Annotated in this window: 12 protein-coding genes; 6 read left to right on the forward strand and 6 right to left on the reverse strand. The window is 34.0% G+C overall.

All coding sequences use genetic code 11. The annotated features are described in order from the left end of the window. The first annotated feature begins 57 nt into the window (after positions 1-57). The gene (locus tag ABXQ82_RS05485; protein WP_367056066.1) at positions 58-261 is read left to right on the forward strand and encodes a hypothetical protein; all 204 of its coding nucleotides are present in this window, start codon (positions 58-60) and stop codon (positions 259-261) included. Continuing rightward, positions 227-3,295, forward strand: coding sequence for a T9SS type A sorting domain-containing protein (locus ABXQ82_RS05490; protein ID WP_367056069.1), 3,069 nt, complete (start codon positions 227-229; stop codon positions 3,293-3,295). The genes ABXQ82_RS05485 and ABXQ82_RS05490 overlap by 35 nt, the downstream gene beginning before the upstream one ends. A gap of 71 nt (positions 3,296-3,366) precedes the next feature. On the opposite strand, the gene mutY is transcribed toward ABXQ82_RS05490, so the two are convergent. After that, on the reverse strand, positions 3,367-4,407 hold the full coding sequence (gene mutY / locus ABXQ82_RS05495) for an A/G-specific adenine glycosylase (protein WP_367056072.1): 1,041 nt from the start codon (positions 4,405-4,407) through the stop codon (positions 3,367-3,369). 142 nt (positions 4,408-4,549) lie between these two features. Here mutY and ABXQ82_RS05500 point away from each other — a divergent pair, with 142 nt between their 5' ends. Both ABXQ82_RS05500 and ABXQ82_RS05505 read left to right on the forward strand, forming a co-directional pair. Continuing rightward, positions 4,550-4,840, forward strand: coding sequence for an HU family DNA-binding protein (locus tag ABXQ82_RS05500; RefSeq protein WP_019386001.1), 291 nt, complete (start codon positions 4,550-4,552; stop codon positions 4,838-4,840). 379 nt (positions 4,841-5,219) lie between these two features. After that, positions 5,220-6,764, forward strand: a complete 1,545-nt coding sequence (locus ABXQ82_RS05505) for an Rne/Rng family ribonuclease (RefSeq protein ID WP_367056075.1) — start codon at positions 5,220-5,222, stop codon at positions 6,762-6,764. A 68-nt stretch (positions 6,765-6,832) separates the two neighbouring features. Here the strand turns inward: ABXQ82_RS05505 and ABXQ82_RS05510 are convergent, their stop codons facing one another. Next, on the reverse strand, positions 6,833-7,690 hold the full coding sequence (locus tag ABXQ82_RS05510; protein ID WP_367056078.1) for a hypothetical protein: 858 nt from the start codon (positions 7,688-7,690) through the stop codon (positions 6,833-6,835). A 399-nt stretch (positions 7,691-8,089) separates the two neighbouring features. Between ABXQ82_RS05510 and ABXQ82_RS05515 the strand changes: the two genes are divergently transcribed. After that, positions 8,090-10,156: a T9SS type A sorting domain-containing protein gene (locus ABXQ82_RS05515; RefSeq protein WP_367056081.1), complete on the forward strand. Its 2,067-nt coding sequence runs from the start codon at positions 8,090-8,092 to the stop codon at positions 10,154-10,156. 69 nt (positions 10,157-10,225) lie between these two features. On the opposite strand, the gene ABXQ82_RS05520 is transcribed toward ABXQ82_RS05515, so the two are convergent. From ABXQ82_RS05520 to ABXQ82_RS05530, 3 genes are all read right to left on the reverse strand, one after another. After that, on the reverse strand, positions 10,226-11,257 hold the full coding sequence (locus ABXQ82_RS05520) for an aldo/keto reductase (protein ID WP_367056083.1): 1,032 nt from the start codon (positions 11,255-11,257) through the stop codon (positions 10,226-10,228). Between the two features lie 282 nt (positions 11,258-11,539). Further along, the gene (locus ABXQ82_RS05525; protein ID WP_367056086.1) at positions 11,540-12,499 is read right to left on the reverse strand and encodes an OmpA family protein; all 960 of its coding nucleotides are present in this window, start codon (positions 12,497-12,499) and stop codon (positions 11,540-11,542) included. A 23-nt stretch (positions 12,500-12,522) separates the two neighbouring features. Next, complete coding sequence (locus ABXQ82_RS05530; protein WP_367056089.1) at positions 12,523-13,290, reverse strand: exodeoxyribonuclease III; 768 nt, start codon at positions 13,288-13,290, stop codon at positions 12,523-12,525. Positions 13,291-13,472: 182 nt separating this feature from the next. Here ABXQ82_RS05530 and ABXQ82_RS05535 point away from each other — a divergent pair, with 182 nt between their 5' ends. Continuing rightward, positions 13,473-16,901 (forward strand): hypothetical protein, encoded by a 3,429-nt coding sequence (locus ABXQ82_RS05535; protein WP_367056092.1) that lies wholly within the window; start codon positions 13,473-13,475, stop codon positions 16,899-16,901. Positions 16,902-16,915: 14 nt separating this feature from the next. Here the strand turns inward: ABXQ82_RS05535 and ABXQ82_RS05540 are convergent, their stop codons facing one another. Beyond that, on the reverse strand, positions 16,916-18,745 hold the full coding sequence (locus tag ABXQ82_RS05540) for a histidine kinase dimerization/phosphoacceptor domain -containing protein (protein ID WP_367056095.1): 1,830 nt from the start codon (positions 18,743-18,745) through the stop codon (positions 16,916-16,918). Between the last annotated feature and the right edge of the window lie 76 nt (positions 18,746-18,821).

Here is an 18,821-nt window from a genome sequence, read left to right on the forward strand (position 1 = left end):
CTTTCACATTACAAATCAAATAATATCTCACAATTATTTAATTCAATTTTCAAAATTATGAAGAATTTTACAGTATTTCTAACCTTACTGCTATTATCACAATGTGCAGTATGCCAAGTAGAGACCAATATGTCTTTTGCAACACAAATGACAACTATGTTTTCCCCACTAAATAAAAATAACGTGCCTCATGGTATTTTATTGGATTATGGTATGGAATTTACAAATGTACCAGCCTTTAAATGGTACACTTACAGATAGTACATATACCAACACAGAAACGGTACGGCAAATTTACAACACGCTGTTAAGTAGCAGAATTAGAAACGTATCAACAGGATTTGTAACGCCCCAAGACTATAGTACAAACCTTAAAAACAGCAGAACGTTTAATGTTATTAGTATTGGTGGTTTGTATTTTAAATATGCCACATTTATAGATAATGCTACCGTTAATGGTAAACTTACCTACAGTAACAATCAGTTTTACGATAAGTATAGCAACGGTATTTGGCAAAACCCTTATCAAGAACGGCAAACTTTTGCTATGGCGCCAGCTATTAAAGTTTATAAAGGGCATAACTTAACCGTAAAATTACCTTCAAGCACGTTTTACTCAAACCATCAAAGCCAAATACAGAGTGTTCAAATAAATTTTGATAATGGGCAAGGGTATGTTACCATACCTTTTAATCAAAACACAAACATAACCTACACCGGTTCTGGTGTAAAAACATGGACCTATAAACTAAACCTTACCAATGGTTCTGCATTGTATTGTAGATCGCGAATAAAGATTCAAGAAGGATTAAACACCGTACCCTATTACGGTGGAGGGAGCGCCAAAAATAGCACAGCGAAAACGCAAGGAGGAAACAACCCTTTGCGGGCACAAACCATTACAGCAAACAAAGCTTATCTCGGGGAGTTTGGTCAGGTACGCCTTACTTGCGACCTAATAGATGGCAATACCAGAATTACAAGACCACTTATTGTAGCAGAGGGTTTTGATGTAGGCGTTGTATTAGAGCCTGAAAAAGTGAATGGGAATTTTGACTATGAAGACTTTAGGGATTTTGTACAAGAATCCCTGAGTACTGATCTAAGAAATCTGATATGGGATGATGTTACTAAAGATTATGATATTATTTATGTAGATTGGGACAACGGTGTAGATTACTTACAGCGTAATGCCTATGCCTTAGAAGCTGTAATAGATTGGGTAAATAATGAAAAATGGAACAATGGGAGTTTTGAACAAAACGTAGTTTTAGGTCAAAGTATGGGAGGTGTAATTGCCCGATATGCTCTGGCGGATATTGAAAAAGATGGTAATTGGCACGACACGAGATTGTTTATCTCCCATGATGCGCCACAACAAGGTGCTAACGTACCATCAGGAATGCAGTTTATGTATCGTCATTTAACTAACCAATATATTCGTACTAGCCAAAAAATATTTGGAAATACAATAATAATACCCATTGCTGAAATAGGTTTTGGAGTATCCAACTATTTATCATTACTTGATGCGCCAGGAGCTAAACAACTGCTAAAAAATACATCAAACTTAAGTTATGTAATGCAAAATACTGACCATACAACTTTTTATAATGAGTTGAAAAACGGCGGTTTTAATGGCAGTAATGGATACCCTACATATTCAAGAAATGTCTCTTTAAGCAATGGTTCTGAATGTGGAACCAATCAGAATTTCTGGGGTGGAGATTTACTCTTGGACTTTGACTTTAACAAGGGACTATCTTTTTGGGGTGATTTATTTAGCCTCATATACAACCCTCTTGGCGGTGTTATAGGGGGATCTTTTGTGGATAGTAAATTATTTGGCATTGCTGCCTTAGGGTTAATACCAGGACATTCTAGATATAAAGCAGATTTTGAAATAAGAGCAACACATCTTTACGATACATCAAATTTGGCATATAAAGGTAAAATATCTTATACCAAAAAAGTTCTATATCTTTTTCCAGTAACTATTAACATAACAGATGTCCAAAAAGTTCAACCACCGAACATACTACCTTTTGATTATTTCGGCGGAGGCTATTTTGATACCACTACTTTAATGGATACAGCAGGTTTACCAAGTGGTGTGTTTGTAAGGGACAGATTTGGATTTATACCAACGCCAAGTGCATTAGACATAGGGGAGAATAATGTTGCTTTAGGAGATCAAGATTATGAAAGCAGTTATGTTGGGGCAAGTCCACCAAGTAATCCTAAAAACACTCCTTTTGATAATTTTTCTACTGAATTTAACGTTGTAGATGGTCATAATCATAGGCACATAACTTTTAACACAAGAAATGGTGATTGGCTAGCCGCTGAAATAGAAGGGAATAATATTACCACAACTGATTGTGAATATCTTTGTGGAGGCTACAGAAAAATAACAGGAGATGCTAATCTTTGTTTCGGAAGCTCGACTTTTGGGGCTTCGCAACCCTCTACAGCTTATAATTGGTCAATTACTCAAGGCGCATCTTTGGTAAATGTTTCTGGAACTAACACACCCACTTTAGCTATGAGTGTAGTAGGTAGCAATACAGGTTTAGTTACCATATCCCTTGTGCAAGGTGGTACTTGTGGAAATGCACCACCAATTACAAAAACAATTGCTGTAGGATCATCTGAGCCAATTTTGTTTAGTGCTGATCCAGACCCAAACAAAATTTATGCGCAAAATGATTCTTGTATTTTGTATTTTGAAGATCAAAGTGGAAATCAATACTTAAACCCTTCTAACTTCGAATTTATTTTAGATCCCTATAGTAATTTTAGTTTTAGTGGAGTTAGTGGTAATGTGGTGCCATTATACTGTAATACAGCCGCACCCTTTTTAAATTTGAGTTTTCAAGCTCGTATAAAAAATGATTGTGGCTGGGGCCCTTGGAAACAATTCACGTATTTCTTGCAAGGGTATGACCCTAATTACAATGGTTTTCAATTCAGTATGATTTCGGGTTCTGGCGGTTCTCAACTTGAATTGAATATCGCAGAAGCGCCAACAACTAGCTCAAATAATACTGTACAGCCCATTTCTGGTAAAATCGGCACTAACACTAATAAGAAGGAATATTTGAATATGGACACTACGCAAGAAGTTTACAAAATTAGAATATTAGATATCTATGGGAGAACAAAATTTTTAAAAAATAAAAATAGAAAGAAAAAAACTTATATAGATAGCTCATTATGGCCTTCGGGCATCTATTATGCCAGGGTTTCCAATAGGAATGGTAAAGTTCAAACTAAAGGTGTTGCCATAGAGTAAATTAAAAACTATGATTTAAATAAAAGACTGAAATTTAATAGTTTCAGTCTTTTGTCATTTAACTATCTAAACTATTCAAAATTAAATGATTCTATAAAATTTCCTATCAAAATTGGAACTGGATAAGATGTGATTTTATCGAAAGCAATGCCATCATTTACAGCACCCAAATTCACAATCCAAAACGTTGTATATAAATGCTGATGCGATAACTTATGGATTTTTGGTGTATCATTATATTGTAACAACTCAAAAGATTTGTTTTTCACTTCGGAATATTGACCAACTATTTTCAGAAAAGCATCATAATCAACAACGTTATCGGTTTCAATTAACGGAAATTGATACAAATTTTGCCAAATCCCTTTGCCTTCTCGCTTTTCTAAGTTCGTTTTTTTATCTTCCGATAGAAATACCAAAAAATTAAAATAGCGCTTCTTTACTTTTAGCTTTTTCAATTTAACAGGAAGCTGTTGTATGAGGTTCTTATTAAAAGCAACACAACTTTCTTTAAACGGACAAACGGAACAATCTGGGTTTTTAGGCGTGCATTGGGTGGCACCAAACTCCATAATGGCTTGATTAAACATTGCCGGATTTTTAACGTCAATCAATTTTTCAGCTAAAGCCTTAAATTCCTTGATCCCTTTGGTTTCATTAATAGGCGTAGCAATACCGAAATATCGGGAGAGTACACGATATACATTCCCATCTACAACAGCAGCTGGTTCATTAAAACATATCGAGGCTATGGCACTTGCCGTATAATCGCCCACACCTTTCAACTTTAACAGGTCCTTATATGTATTGGGAAATTTGCCATTAAGTTCATTCACTATATACTTTGCCGAAAAATGCAAATTTCTAGCTCGGGAGTAATAGCCCAAACCTTGCCATAATTTTAACACTTCACTTTCATCGGCATTAGCCAAATGAAAAACGGTTGGAAAATGTTTTACAAAAACTTCATAATATGGCAACCCTTGTTTTACCTGTGTTTGCTGCAAAATAATCTCGGACAACCAAATAAAATAAGGATTCTGAGTTTCTCGCCAAGGCAAATTTCGCTTATTAACTGAATACCAGTATGTTAAAATTTCCGAAAAAGACATGAATTATATTTCTACGAAGTGCTAAATTAAACGTTTATAATCTTAAATTTTAATGAATTAGGTTTGAAATATTGAATATTAAATGCATATATTTGCATCCCTTTTAAAAGTATTAATAGTAATAAAATTAAAACATATAATAATGACGAAGGCTGATTTAGTAGCAAAAATTTCAGAAAAATTAGGAATTGAAAAAGGCGATGTTCAAGCAACTGTTGAAACATTTATGGAAGAAGTAAAAACTTCCTTAGAAAGTGGGGACAATGTTTATTTAAGAGGTTTTGGTAGCTTTATTATCAAAACAAGAGCTGAAAAAACAGGTAGAAACATTTCTAAAAATACCACAATTAAAATACCTGCTCACAACATACCTGCATTTAAGCCTGCAAAAGTTTTTGTAGAAGGCGTTAAAACAAATGTGGACGTTAAATAAAGCACCAAAGTGCTGAATTTATTTCAGTATTAAAACGAATTATTAATCAAATAAAAAGACACTATTTATGCCAAGTGGTAAAAAACGCAAAAGACATAAGGTAGCGACGCACAAACGTAAAAAACGTAGACGCGCTAACCGTCACAAAAAGAAAAAATAATTCAAAAAAAGTAGTTAGATTAACTACTTTTTTGGGTTTTAAAATCCCCGAATGGGGACAATTTAAAAAGTTCATTGAAATGAGTTCATTAATTTTTTAGCATCCTAGCAGATGTATTTTGAACTCCACGGATTATCCCGATAACTGTCGGGACCTGTGACAAAAAATAATGTATAATCCATCTGTCACGCTAAAACGTGATGGATTAAAATTAACAAAATGGATAAAGAATTGATTATTCGTTCTAATTCTGACGCTGTTGATTTTGCCTTACTTAAAGATGGAAAACTTATTGAATTACAAAAGGATGAAGATGATAACAATTTTGCAGTTGGTGATGTGTTTATCGCCAAAATACGCAAAACTGTTCCAGGACTAAATGCCTCATTTGTTAATGTAGGCTATGATAAAGATGCATTTTTGCACTATCATGATTTAGGGCCTAAATTACCTTCTCTTTTAAAGTTCACAAAACGTGTAAGCACAGGTAAACTAAAAGATTTTTCTTTAAAAAACTTCCCATTTGAAAAGGATATTGAGAAAGATGGCAAAATTGCCGACGTCTTAAAATCCAATCAATCGCTACTGGTACAAGTAGTAAAAGAACCGATATCTACCAAAGGCCCGAGGATAACATCTGAGTTGTCTATAGCAGGTAGATATATTGTTTTAATGCCTTTTTCAAATCGCATATCTATTTCTCAAAAAATAGAAGACCGCGAAGAAAAAGACCGCTTAAAACGTTTGGTAAAAAGTATCACACCACAAGGGTTTGGTATTATTGTTCGTACTGTAGCACAAGGCAAAAAAGTAGCCGAATTAGATAGCGATTTACAAAATTTGCTCCTTCGTTGGAATGCAATGTGTAAGAAACTGTACAAAGCACATCATCCCAGTAAAGTATTGGGAGAAATGAATAAAGCCTCGTCTATTTTACGAGACATATTCAATGACTCCTTTACAGGAATTACGGTTGATGACGAAACGCTGTACTATCAAATTAAAGAGTATTTGCAAGAAATTGCACCAAAAAAAGAATCAATAGTTAAATTGTATCAAAACAAAGTTCCAATTTTCGAAAAATTCGGAATTGAACGACAGATTAAAACCTCTTTTGGAAAAACCGTATCCATGACAAAAGGTGCCTATTTGGTAATAGAACACACCGAAGCCCTTCATGTTGTAGATGTAAATAGCGGCAACCGATCAAACAAATCAAACAACCAGGAGGAAACAGCTTTAGAAGTCAATTTGATCTCAGCAACCGAGATTGCCCGTCAATTGCGTTTACGCGATATGGGTGGTATCATAGTGATAGATTTTATTGATATGACGAAGTCTGAAAACAGGCAGAAGCTCTTCAACCATCTTCGTGATGAAATGAAAGACGATAGAGCAAAACACAAAATACTGCCGCCAAGTAAATTTGGTTTGATACAAATAACAAGACAACGGACACGCCCGGAAATGAATATTAAAACTCGAGAGGAAAATCCCGATGTTTTAAACGGTTCTGAGGTAGAAGCACCAATAGGAATAGTGCAAAAAATAAACCACGATCTTGAAAAACTATTAAAAAAAGACTACAAAAGGTTGACCTTAAACACACATCCTTTTATAGCGGCCTTTTTAACAAAGGGCTTTCCATCTATACGTTCTAAATGGTTTTTAGAACACAAAAAATGGGTTAAAGTTTTACCCCGCGATGCTTACACATATTTAGAATACCACTTTTTCGATAAAGATGGTAATCGACTTAAATAATTAAAAACCCGCTACTTTTAAAGATAGCGGGTTTTTTTTATTTTCAATTTTTGCTAAATGAACACTATTTATGGGCACACAACATTTTCTCCTTTGTTATCCCAGCAATGCCAATCGGTATCCCCAAAATGGTATTCAGCTTTTACACGACCATTATGGTTTGTTCTATGCCATTCCATATCAGCACTTACAAAATTCTTGCTGTTGTTATCATAAACATAGACATCATAAAAAGCATCATAATCTCCAGCTTGCAGCCCGTAGGTAATGGCACTATTTTTAAACGTGTCTGTTTCTCGCTCATTGTTCAGTTCTCTTACGTAGGTATATTTTATATTGCCTATTTCTTCACCTTCAACAGCCCAATCAATTCTTAACATGTTTTCAGGATACGCAGCACTATGGTTCAACATCCAATGCCCACTTTTGCCATCAACTTTTGAAGTCCCCGAAAACCACATAAATTCATCAAAAGCATCAATGCCGCTTTTTGTGATATACATTTTCCAAAGCACTTCGTTTCCAACCAATTCTCCTGTAAGTCTCGCTGCATACTGGCTGGTAAAACCATCTACAGTATATTTCCATTCCCATACGGCATTTCCTTTATACTCAGCTTTATGCCGAAAAGCTGTTTGAAATGAGGCAACAGGGACCGCTAATGTAGTTACCAGTGCTGTGTGCCAAACGCCTACCACTACCGAAGAATAGAGCCAATTGCTTTTATCTGGTGGGAGAGTGAATTTGTTTTCTGTTGATTTTGACGCCTGACCATTGAACGTGTTAAAATCCATTACCATAGAGGCTTCTGGAGGTAGGTTGGGGGCGACTAAATTATCATTACCCTCATTGTCCGTAGAACAAGAAGCTAACACAATCAAAGAAAGAATCATAAACGATTTTAATAAAATGGTTTTTGTTTTCATTGCATAATATTTAGTTAAACTTAAAGTAGATAACGCATAAATAATGCCATTATTTCTGTATATACGATTGAAATGTATAATTTAGATTGATTCTTAAAAATATAAGAACTTGAATTATGCTTAGGGTTTTATTTGGACGTTACCCGATAGGGTTTGGCTTTCACTACTCTCCCGATTATCGTTGGCATTAAGCATAGCGTTCAATCCCTTCGCATTAATTTAGCACACCAATCCTAGCTTATTGAAAGGATTTAATTTTCAATTACTCTTGTCTCATCTAAGCGGAGAAGTTAATAAAAATCACTTTTTATCAGAAATCTAAAGCTTTTGCTCGAAATGAAGAACAAAAACACTCTTAACTTATTAAAACCTTCTATTTTTAGAAAAAATTCTTACTACATGAATAAATTTTTACTTTATTTCGTTATTCTCTTTTTTTCCATTACTCCATTTATTGGTTTTAGCCAAATAGATATTCAACCGGCTAATGATATAACCATCGAATGTGAAGGTGATGTAGATAGTTGGTTAGCATCTAATGGATTTGCCGTTGCTTCTAGCACTTGTGAACCTTTAGTTTGGACTAATGATTTTTCAGGTTTTAATTTCTCCTGCTTTGAAACAGCTCAAGTAACATTTACGGTAATTAATCCTTGTGGTGATACTGCCACAACTACTGGAACTGTTTCTATAATGGATACAACATCGCCTTTTATTGAGGTTTCAGCCAGAGATATGACTGTAACTTGTGATGGTGCTGGAAACACAGGTGAACTAAATACTTGGTTGGCATCAAATGGAGGCGCCTTTAGTACCGATAATTGTAGTGGTATAAGTTGGTCTAATGATTTTGAGGGTTTAAGTTCAGATTGTAATGAGACGATATCAACTAGAGTAACATTTGTAGCAACTGATGATTGTGCGAATAATGCGCATACATTTGCAACTTTTACTATTGAAGCAGCAACTATTTGTCCAACAAGTCATATAGTACTAAGTTCTCAGGCAGATGTTGATGCCTTCTCGACAAACTACTCTGGCTGTTCTGAGATATTGTCTGGTTTAACAATTAGTGGCTCTGATATAACGGATTTAAGCCCATTATCTGTTATTACAAGTGTAATAGGTCCTCTTTTCAATGGTTTAACAATAAAAGACAATCCATTATTAACTAACCTAAACGGTTTAGAAAATATAAGTGTCATGCAGTTTGGAAATCTTGTTATTGAAAATAATGCACTTCTTACTAATATATTGGGTTTGTCGGGACTATCGGGAGAAGTTGGAGATTCAATCATTATTAAAGACAACCCTTTGTTAGAGAGCTTACAAGGACTTAATAATGTTACAAATCCATTAGCGGATGACTTTATAATAGATAATAATGATGCTCTAAGTAGTCTTAATGGTCTAGAAAGTTTAACTTGGGCAGATGATGTATTTATTAAAAATAATGATGGTTTAATAGATTTTAATGGTTTAACTGCTTTCGAATCATCTGGAGATTTTTATGTAGAAAACAATTCATCTTTGGAAAGTTTTGATGGATTAAACTCAATTGATAAAGTTTATTCTTTATCAATTGATAATAATGCCCTGTTGCAAGATGTAACAGCATTAAACGATACAAATATTGTTAACAAAGTATTCATAATTAATAATACTTCCCTATCCACCTGTAATATTAATCCTGTTTGTTATTTTTTATCTCAATGGGATTCAGTAAATAACCCAAATGCAATTATGGTTGAAAATAATGCTTCTGGATGTATTGATATTGCTGAAGTTGAAAGTGTTTGTGAAACTTTAATACCAGAAAATGATAACTGTGAAGGTGCGGATGAGTTAATACTCGGCGAACCTTTAATTGCCTCTAATAGATTTTCTACTATTTCAACTTATGTCCCATCATGTAATATAGATAGCCAATTTAGAGCTGATATTTGGTTTTCTTTTAATACAGGAGCATTGTCAATGATTGATATATTGGTAAATGGTGGTTACTCATTACAACTATGGGAGGGGACTTGTGGCTCTTTAACACAAGTGGCTGGAGCTTGTGGAGCAAATGCCGTCAATGGGATTTCTGTTACTGCAAATACCAATTATTTTGTTCAAGTGTGGTTTGATAATAGTGGTAGTTTAGTTAGCAAGGTAAGTAATAAAAAAAGTGCTAAAATTGCTGGTAATTTTGAAATTGTTATTAAAGACAGCCTTCTTTTAACTACAGAAGATGGTTTAGATTTAGAGTTTTCAATGTATCCTAACCCAGTTAAAGAAGAGTTGATAATTAAGAACACCCAAAATTTAACTATTGAGAATATTCTAGTGTATTCGTCGCTTGGTAAAAAAATAATCGAAACGAATAATACAAATATCAATTTTTCTGAAATATCTTCGGGTATGTATTTTGTTAAAATAAAAACTGATAGAGGACAGATTACTAAACAAGTTATTAAGAAATAAAAAAAGCCTAAACGCTACCGTGAGTTCCTGCTTAGCGGAAGCGTACTCTAAAAAGTTTAACCATAAAAATCAAGTAGCAGGATTAGAAATAACCTGATGAACCGCATTAATTTCCTCTAAAATGGCATCACTCAAAACCACATCAATACTCTCAATATTTTCTTTGAGCTGGTCTAATTTTGTTGCACCAATAATGGTGCTTGTTACAAATGGTTGTTGGTGTACAAACGCTAAACTCATTTGCGCTAGACTCATGTTGTTGGCTTCAGCAATTTCCAAATAACGTTTTGTGGCTTCCGTAGCTTGGTCGCTACTATATCTTGCAAACCTTGGGAACAGTTTTAATCGTGTATCGTCGCCAGCATTTCCTTTTAAATATTTACCAGATAGCACACCAAAAGCCATTGGCGAATAGGCCAATAACCCAACATTTTCTCTTAAAGATACCTCAGCCAAATCCGTTTCAAAAGTTCTGCATAACAGAGAATATGCATTTTGAATGGTACTTATTCTAGGTAAATTATTGTTTTTATGTTCCTCTAAATAGCGCATGGTGCCCCAAGAATTTTCATTGGAAATTCCGATATTTCCAATATTACCTGCCTTGATCTGACCCTCTAGACTGTGCAAAATTTCATTAAAATTATCTTCCCATTTAGTGTCTAGTTTATAATCTCTAACTCCGAATCTATTGGTATCTCGTTCTGGCCAATGCAATTGAAACAAATCGATATAATCGGTTTGTAAACGTTTTAATTCTTTTTCTACGGCTTCTTTTATGGCATTCGGACTGAAACCAGTTGTTCTTATATGTGCTGTATAATCGCCGCTACCAGCAATTTTTGTAGCCAAAACTACTTTATCTCTATTTCCTGATTTTTTCAACCAAGTGCCGACAATTTCACTTGTGCACCCACTAGTTTCAGCAGTTGCTGGTACTGGATATAATTCCGCAGTATCGATAAAATTTACGCCTTTATCTAAAGCGTAATCTAGTTGAGCATGACCTTCAGCTTCTGTATTTTGATTGCCAAATGTCATGGTGCCTAGACATATTTTACTGACTTTTATAGTGGTGTTTGGTAGTGTTGTGTATTTCATATTTCTATTCCCGCGAAGGCGGGAATCTATTTTATTAGGTTAATTTATTAACGTGATATCGCTTATTAATAGCATAAATGACACTCCTAAAGTCCCCTCAAGGGGACAACGCGAGCCCTGTAAAATTCTAAAAAAGCGTAAATACTATGGGCATTGACAAATTGTAATCACTTTTTAATTTTGATTGATACAAAGATAAAAAACCGTTAAAAGCTCTAAGAGCTTTTAACGGTTTTTATAATATGAATCTTTAATTCTGAGATTCCTTCCTCCACAGGAATTTTATTGCTCATTCAACAAACGAGACAATTCATCTAACTTAGGGGTTAAAATCACTTCTATACGTCTGTTTTTCGCTCTACCTTCTGGCGTGTCATTTGAGGCTATTGGTGCATATTCGCCACGTCCTGCTGCTGTTAAATTTTCTGGATTTATAGCAGTATTTTCCCTTAGAATATTTACGATTGCCGTAGCTCGCTTAGTAGATAAATCCCAGTTGCTAGTCAATTGTCCATTTCCAGAATAGGGCACATTATCGGTATGTCCTTCAATTAAAACAGCAATATCTTGATTTTCGGCCAATACATTCCCTAAACTTCTTACGGCTGTTTGGCCATCGGCACCAACTGCCCAACTTCCAGACTCGAACAATAATTTGTTTTCCATAGAAACGTAAACCTTTCCTCCACGTTGTTCTACCGTTAAACCTTTGCCTTCAAAATCGGTTAAGGCGCGAGAAATTGCGTTTTTCAATTGTGTCATGGCAGCATCTTTAGACGAAATAACATTTTCTAATTCTGCGATACGGCTAGAACGTTCTTCTAATGCTTTTTTTAACTTTTCCAAGCGCGCATTTTCGGCTGTAAGGGCTTGTTCTTTTGCTTCCAATTCGGCCAAAAGTTCTCTATTCTTTTTAGAATTTTTCGCAATAGCATCAGAACTGTTTTTCTCTAACGCCGCATATGACGCCTTCAGAGCATCTAAATTGGATTTTGTCGCGTTGTAATCCCTTTTTAATTTGTCGCGTTCTGCTACTGCTTTTTCGTAATCGGCCTTTAATTGAGCTAGCTCATTTTTAGCCTCATTTTGCCATGAACTTAGTTTTTCATTGTTTTTAGACAATTTTCTATTTTCCTGCTTTAAAGTAGCATACTTACTCTCTAAATCTTTATACACTTTTGGCGACACGCAAGATGTTACGAGCACCATTACTGCTAAAATTGATAAACTATTTTTAATCATTGTTTGATTGTTTTTAATTGATTTTATATGGAATCCCCTATTTCTAACAGAATTGGACAATGGTCACTATGTACTGCTTCGGTTAGTATAACGGCTCTTTTTATATTTTCTTGTAAGGATTGCGAAACCATCGCATAATCTAAACGCCAACCTTTATTGTTTGCTCGCGAATTTGCGCGATAACTCCACCAGCTATATTGTTGTAATTCAGGATTTAGGTATCTAAATGAATCTATAAATCCGCTATCTATAAAATCGCCTATCCATTCACGTTCAACAGGTAAAAACCCTGAAACACCTTTCATTTTTGGGTTATGGATATCTATGGCTTCATGACAAATATTATAATCGCCACAAATTACCAGATTTGGAATATCTTTCTTTAGATTATTGATATAGTCCTGAAACATAGCCATATACTCCAGTTTGTGATTTAAGCGTAAATCATTGGTTCCAGACGGCAAATACAAACTCATTACCGAAACATCAGGGAAATCTGCACGAATGTTTCTCCCTTCAAAATCCATTGATTCTATTCCTGTTCCGTATGCTATATGATTTGGTTCTATTTTACTCAAAATAGCAACACCACTATAGCCTTTCTTTTGAGCGCTGAACCAATAGTGGTATTTATAGCCAGCTTCTTCAAACAACGTTAAATCCAACTGCTCTTCCATTGCCTTTATTTCTTGTAAACAAACCACATCTGGATTGGCGCTTTTTAACCAATCTATAAAGCCTTTATTTAATGCTGCTCGAATACCGTTAACGTTGTATGATATAATTTTCATATGTTCCAAATTAAATTTTGAAAGATCCTGACCTTCGTCAGGATAGATTTGTTTTCACTAGGAAACAAATCTAGTTTCAGCTAAAATAAATAATACGTTACTTTTACGCTATAAATAACGTAAGGAGTTTTAACGAATTCTATTAACAAAATATTTTAGACTATTTACAGTTTAAATATCCAATGAAGTGTTTCCTACTATTTATTCTACTCCTATTAAGTTTTGGCGGTTTCGCCCAAGACCAAAGCAGCAAGTATCAAACTAAAAAAGTAGCCATTAGAGACACCATTGTTATCGATAGTGTAAGTATAAATTCTAGCTGGTTTTCAGTTAAAACTAAAGCTGGAAACCCCATGGATTCTTCTTTTTATGCTATTGATTTTTCCGAAGCAAAGTTGACGCTTAAAAAACCTGTAGAAACAGATTCATTAATCATCAATTACCTAAAATTTCCAAAATTCTTAACCAAAACCTATCAACAACTGGATGAAAGTATTATTGTGAAAAACAATGATGGCATTAAAAAACTATACCAACTATCGCAACCCAACACCACCAGAAACTTTGTGCCTTTTGATGGGTTGACAACTTCCGGGAGTATTTCAAGGGGTGTTACCGTCGGAAACAATCAAAACTCTGTTTTAAATAGCGAATTAGATTTACAGATTACAGGAAAACTGAATGATAAGGTGTCTTTGCGGGCGTCTATTCAAGATGCCAATATTCCATTGCAAGAAAGTGGATATAGTCAGCGTTTGGATGAATTCGATCAGGTTTTTATTGAATTATATAGTGAACGTTGGAACATTCGTGCGGGCGATATCGATCTCCAAAACAACAATTCTTATTTTGCTGAATTCTCTAAACGTGTGCAAGGATTATCGGTAAATGCTAGTTTAGGTGACGAAGATGCAGAAACGCAACTTTTTGCAGCTGGAGCATTGGTTAGAGGTCAGTTTACCACAAGTCAGTTTACTGCTTTGGAAGGCAACCAAGGGCCTTATAAATTGCAAGGACAAAACGGACAATTGTTTGTGCTTATTGTTTCAGGGAGTGAAACCGTTTATGTGAATGGTGTTGCCGTAGAACGTGGCGAGGATAAAGATTATATTATCGATTATAATGCAGGCGAAATTATTTTCAATACTACATTTCCTATTACTTCTGAAATGAGAATTACGGTCGATTATCAATTTAGCGATAGAAATTATTCGCGATTGGTAGCTTATGGTGGTGCGAATTATAAAAGTGAAAAATTAAGAATAGGTGTTTCTGTGTATTCTGAAAATGATGCCAAAAATCAGCCTTTACAGCAAAATTTATCTGAAGAACAAGTGCAAGTCTTAGCAAATGCTGGGGATGATAGGTCTCAAATGATTGCGCCTTCGGAAGTTTTAGAATCGTTTAGCGAGAATAGAATTCTGTATAAAAAAGAAATTATTGGCGGCAATGAAGTGTTTGTGTTTTCAAATAATCCAGATGATGAATTGTATCGAGTTTCATTTACGCTTGTTGGTGCAAATCAAGGCGATTATAATATAAGTGATGATTTCTCTAATACCATAAACACAATTTATAAATATATTGGACCAAATGCAGGAAATTATGCGCCTGTTATTCAGCTCATTGCACCAACAAAATTACAATTAGCAGTTGTAAATGGAAGCTATACACCTTCTGAAAAAACAAACATTAATTTTGAATTGGCAGGTAGTAAAAACGATTTGAATTTATTTTCTAATGAAGATGACCAGAACAACGATGGTTTTGCGGGAAAACTGAAAATAAATCAAACTTTAATCAAAAGAGATAGCTTATGGAATTTGAGTGCCTATTTAGATACAGATTATATTCAGGATAATTTTAGAAGTATTGAAATTTTATATAACGCCGAATTTAATCGCGATTGGAATTTAGAACAACCTAGAGGCAATCAGCGTGTGGGGGATTTAGGCACTCAAACGTTGTTAAATTCCGGCTTAAACTTATCTCATTTTAAAAAAGGACAAATTAATTATCAATTCGAATATTTAAATTTTGCAACGGGCTTTAATGGCAGCAGGCATATTGCGAATGCGGATTTGTTGTTAAATAAATTTAGGATCATGTCACATTCCAGTTTTTTAAATGCCGAATCAAGCCTAAATAAGTCAACTTTTTTAAGGTCTTACAATGCTGTTACTTACGGCATGAAAAAAAGTTGGGTTGGTAGTAAGTTTTCAATTGAAGATAATGAACAAACTGAAATCGCTACACAGAACCTAACACCCTTAAGCCAGAAATTTAAAGCTTACGAAGCCTTTTTTGGTGTGGGAGACAGCACAAAAGTATTTGCTCAAATTGGTTATAAAAATAGGGTTAATGATAGTATTCGCAACAATCAATTGCAAAAGGTAAACACCTCAAATACGTTTTATATTGATTCAAAAATCATTCAGAATAAAAACACAAATTTATCACTTTATGCAAATTACAGAACTTTAAACCATGAAGATGAAACCATTGAAGACGAGAACTCATTAAATTCTAGATTGCAATTCAACCAAAAATTATTCAAACAGATCGTGCAATGGAATACGGTTTTTGAAACCAATTCTGGCTACTTACCACAACAGGACTTTACCTATGTTGAAGTAGAACATGGGCAAGGCACTTACACTTGGATAGATTATAATAACAATGGCATACAGGAATTAGAAGAGTTTGAAATCGCTCAATTTCAAGATCAAGGGAGTTATATAAGAGTTCTACTTCCCAATCGGGTATTTATAAAAACACACCAAAACAGATTTAGCCAAACGTTGACCATAAATCCTGCGCAATGGCGCGTTTCAGAAAACAAGTCAGAAAAATTTTGGTCTCATTTTTACAACCAAACCAGTTATTTAATTGATCGAAAAATACAGAGAAATGGTAGTAATTTCAATTTAAACCCGTTTGAAAGTGATGCTAAAAATCAATTAGGCTTGCAGCTTAACTTTAGAAACGTCTTGTTTTTTAACAGAGGAAAACAATACTACACCACGTCATACACGTATCTTTCCAATAAATCGAGCAATACGCTTTCTGTTGGCTTATTGGAAAATAATTTAAGAAGTCATCAACTTAATTTTAATCACAAACTTTCAGAAAACTGGTTGGTTAATTTTCAATCTACACTAGGTTCAAACAAAAGTACAAGTGAAAACTTTGTCAGCAAGAATTTCAAATTTAACGAAGCATTACTCAACCCTAAATTGTCTTATCTATTCAATGAAAATAGCCGTTTTGATGTGTTTTACCAATACACTACAAAAGACAATACCATTGGCGGATTGGAAACTTTAAAACAGCAAAAATTCGGAATAGGTTTTAACTTTTCCAAAAATGAAAAAGGCGCTGTAAACGGCGAAGTAAATTATTTCTCGAACAATTTTGATGGTAGCCCAAACACGCCAGTTGCCTACCAAATGCTGGAAGGTTTGCAACCGGGTAAAAACTTTACTTGGACTTTACTGGCACAAAAAAAACTCACTAAATTCCTCGATTTAAACCTCAGTTATTTTGGCAGAAAAACTGAAACCAGTAACACGATACATACTGGAACTGTCCAGTTGAAGGCTTATTTTTAAAATCACTCTCAAGCCTATGCTATAGCTGCTCTAGCATTAGTATCCTTAAATTCAACCGAAAATAAAGCACCATTGTTATAAGTATAAGTTGTTGTGCCGTGTAATTGTTTTGAAAGCCTTCTCACTAATCTTAAGCCTAAGCTTTTTGCTTTTTCAAAATTGAAGTCGGTAGGCAAACCAACGCCATTATCTTTAATTTTTAAAATATGGTTTCCGTTCGTTGTTTTCTTCACACTAATATCAAGCGTTTGTTCTTTTAATCCGAAACCATATTTATAAGCATTAGTAATCAACTCATTAACAATTAACCCTAAAGGAATTGCAGTATCTATATCAAATTTACAATCTGGAATAGTAATAGTAACCTTAGGATTTTTATCTTTTCCGTACATGGAAGAAATATCTCTTACCAAACTCTTTACGTAGGTATTAAATTCTATCAATAAATCATCGTTTTGATATAAGCGCTGATGTATTAGGGCCATCGATTTTACTCTGTTCTTACTTTCTTTGGCTAATTTTAATGCTTTTTCATCTTCTATACCTTTTGTTTGTAACTCCAATAAACTCGATACAATTTGAAAATTATTTTTTACACGATGATGAATTTCCTTGACCATCAGTTCTTTTTGTTGTACTTGAAAGTTCATATATTTATTTGCGCTTTCGGTTTCAACTTGAGATTTATAATTGTAAATGGCTTGAATACTTACAAATAACAAGATGGTGTAATTAGATAAAAACATGGTTCTAATGATGCCATTTGCGAACAACACATCGTTAATAATCAATAAGGAAACTAGTATGACATTGAAAATTAAGTATTTACGATATGGACTTTTATTGACGTATAGCTTTACTGCCAAAATTATCAAGTAGATTAAAAAAACAATCGTCATTATCTGAAAAAAAACAGCGATTTGTGTTGTTCTAAATATTGGTAGTACACATACAAGTGCAGTTCCTATAGAGAAACAAATTATGATGAGTTTTGCAATCCAATCACTTAAATTTTCTTTGAATAATTTCCTTAGGTAAAACGTTAAAAAAACGATTGCCACAAAATAAGTGATATATCGTGTTCTTTGGATAAAATCGTAACTAAGCTCTGGGAAAAAATTCAAAATCACAACCTCATCGACAAATACTTGCCTAAAAGCACCAAAAAAACTGGCTAAAAAAAGGTATAAATAAATTTTATCCTCTTTTAAAACAAAAAACAATAGTTGTAATAAACCTATAATTAATACTACAACAGTTAGCGATGCTTCTACTATACTTTTTTTTAATTGTTTACCGAATATCTTATCGCTTAAACCGATAACAAATGCGGTTGTAAAATCACCACCCCTATTATGATGGTAATTTGAAATAGGAATAATAATATCCAATTCTTTTTCCTTAGGCAGATTAACGTACAAAGGATATGCAGATGGTTTAGCTTCTGTTTGCAGTTTAGAAGGTTTCCCTAGTTCTTTAATTTTTGTGCCATTTACCCAAATTTCAGAAGATGTTTTAACTCTTAGCGTACTTATTGCGTATTGGTTTATAGTATCGGGCAATGTAATATGAAAACGATAAGTACCATAGCCTTTGGCAGGATAATTTAACTCTTTCCAAGAACAACTAGAAAATGGTAAATATTCGGGGTTTTGTAATTGTAAAGTATTAAATTGTTCTGTTTCATCGAAAGGAAATTGTTTCCAATAAAACGCTATACTATCTGTAAAAACATATTTTGATGCTCCAAAATTATAGTGTGTTAAATCATAATTGTTTTTGGAAACTTGAACATTAGATTTAGTGTTATTTGAACAGCTCGCAAATAACATTAAAAAAAACAATAAGATGAGTTTGTTAAAGAAACGCAAGGTCTTTATTTGTTATTGACAATTTTGAATACTAAGACTAATTAAATGG

The organism is Algibacter sp. 2305UL17-15 (assembly GCF_040720935.1).
GTDB lineage: Bacteria > Bacteroidota > Bacteroidia > Flavobacteriales > Flavobacteriaceae > Jejuia.

Coding starts and splice junctions, on each gene's coding strand:
- ABXQ82_RS05530 (WP_367056089.1), bottom strand. CDS start 13,290: ATGAAAATTATATCATACAACGTTAACGGTATTCGAGCAGCATTAAAT.
- ABXQ82_RS05510 (WP_367056078.1), bottom strand. CDS start 7,690: ATGAAAACAAAAACCATTTTATTAAAATCGTTTATGATTCTTTCTTTG.
- ABXQ82_RS05515 (WP_367056081.1), top strand. CDS start 8,090: ATGAATAAATTTTTACTTTATTTCGTTATTCTCTTTTTTTCCATTACT.
- ABXQ82_RS05525 (WP_367056086.1), bottom strand. CDS start 12,499: ATGATTAAAAATAGTTTATCAATTTTAGCAGTAATGGTGCTCGTAACA.
- ABXQ82_RS05505 (WP_367056075.1), top strand. CDS start 5,220: ATGGATAAAGAATTGATTATTCGTTCTAATTCTGACGCTGTTGATTTT.
- ABXQ82_RS05500 (WP_019386001.1), top strand. CDS start 4,550: ATGACGAAGGCTGATTTAGTAGCAAAAATTTCAGAAAAATTAGGAATT.
- ABXQ82_RS05485 (WP_367056066.1), top strand. CDS start 58: ATGAAGAATTTTACAGTATTTCTAACCTTACTGCTATTATCACAATGT.
- ABXQ82_RS05520 (WP_367056083.1), bottom strand. CDS start 11,257: ATGAAATACACAACACTACCAAACACCACTATAAAAGTCAGTAAAATA.
- mutY (WP_367056072.1), bottom strand. CDS start 4,407: ATGTCTTTTTCGGAAATTTTAACATACTGGTATTCAGTTAATAAGCGA.
- ABXQ82_RS05490 (WP_367056069.1), top strand. CDS start 227: ATGTACCAGCCTTTAAATGGTACACTTACAGATAGTACATATACCAAC.
- ABXQ82_RS05535 (WP_367056092.1), top strand. CDS start 13,473: ATGAAGTGTTTCCTACTATTTATTCTACTCCTATTAAGTTTTGGCGGT.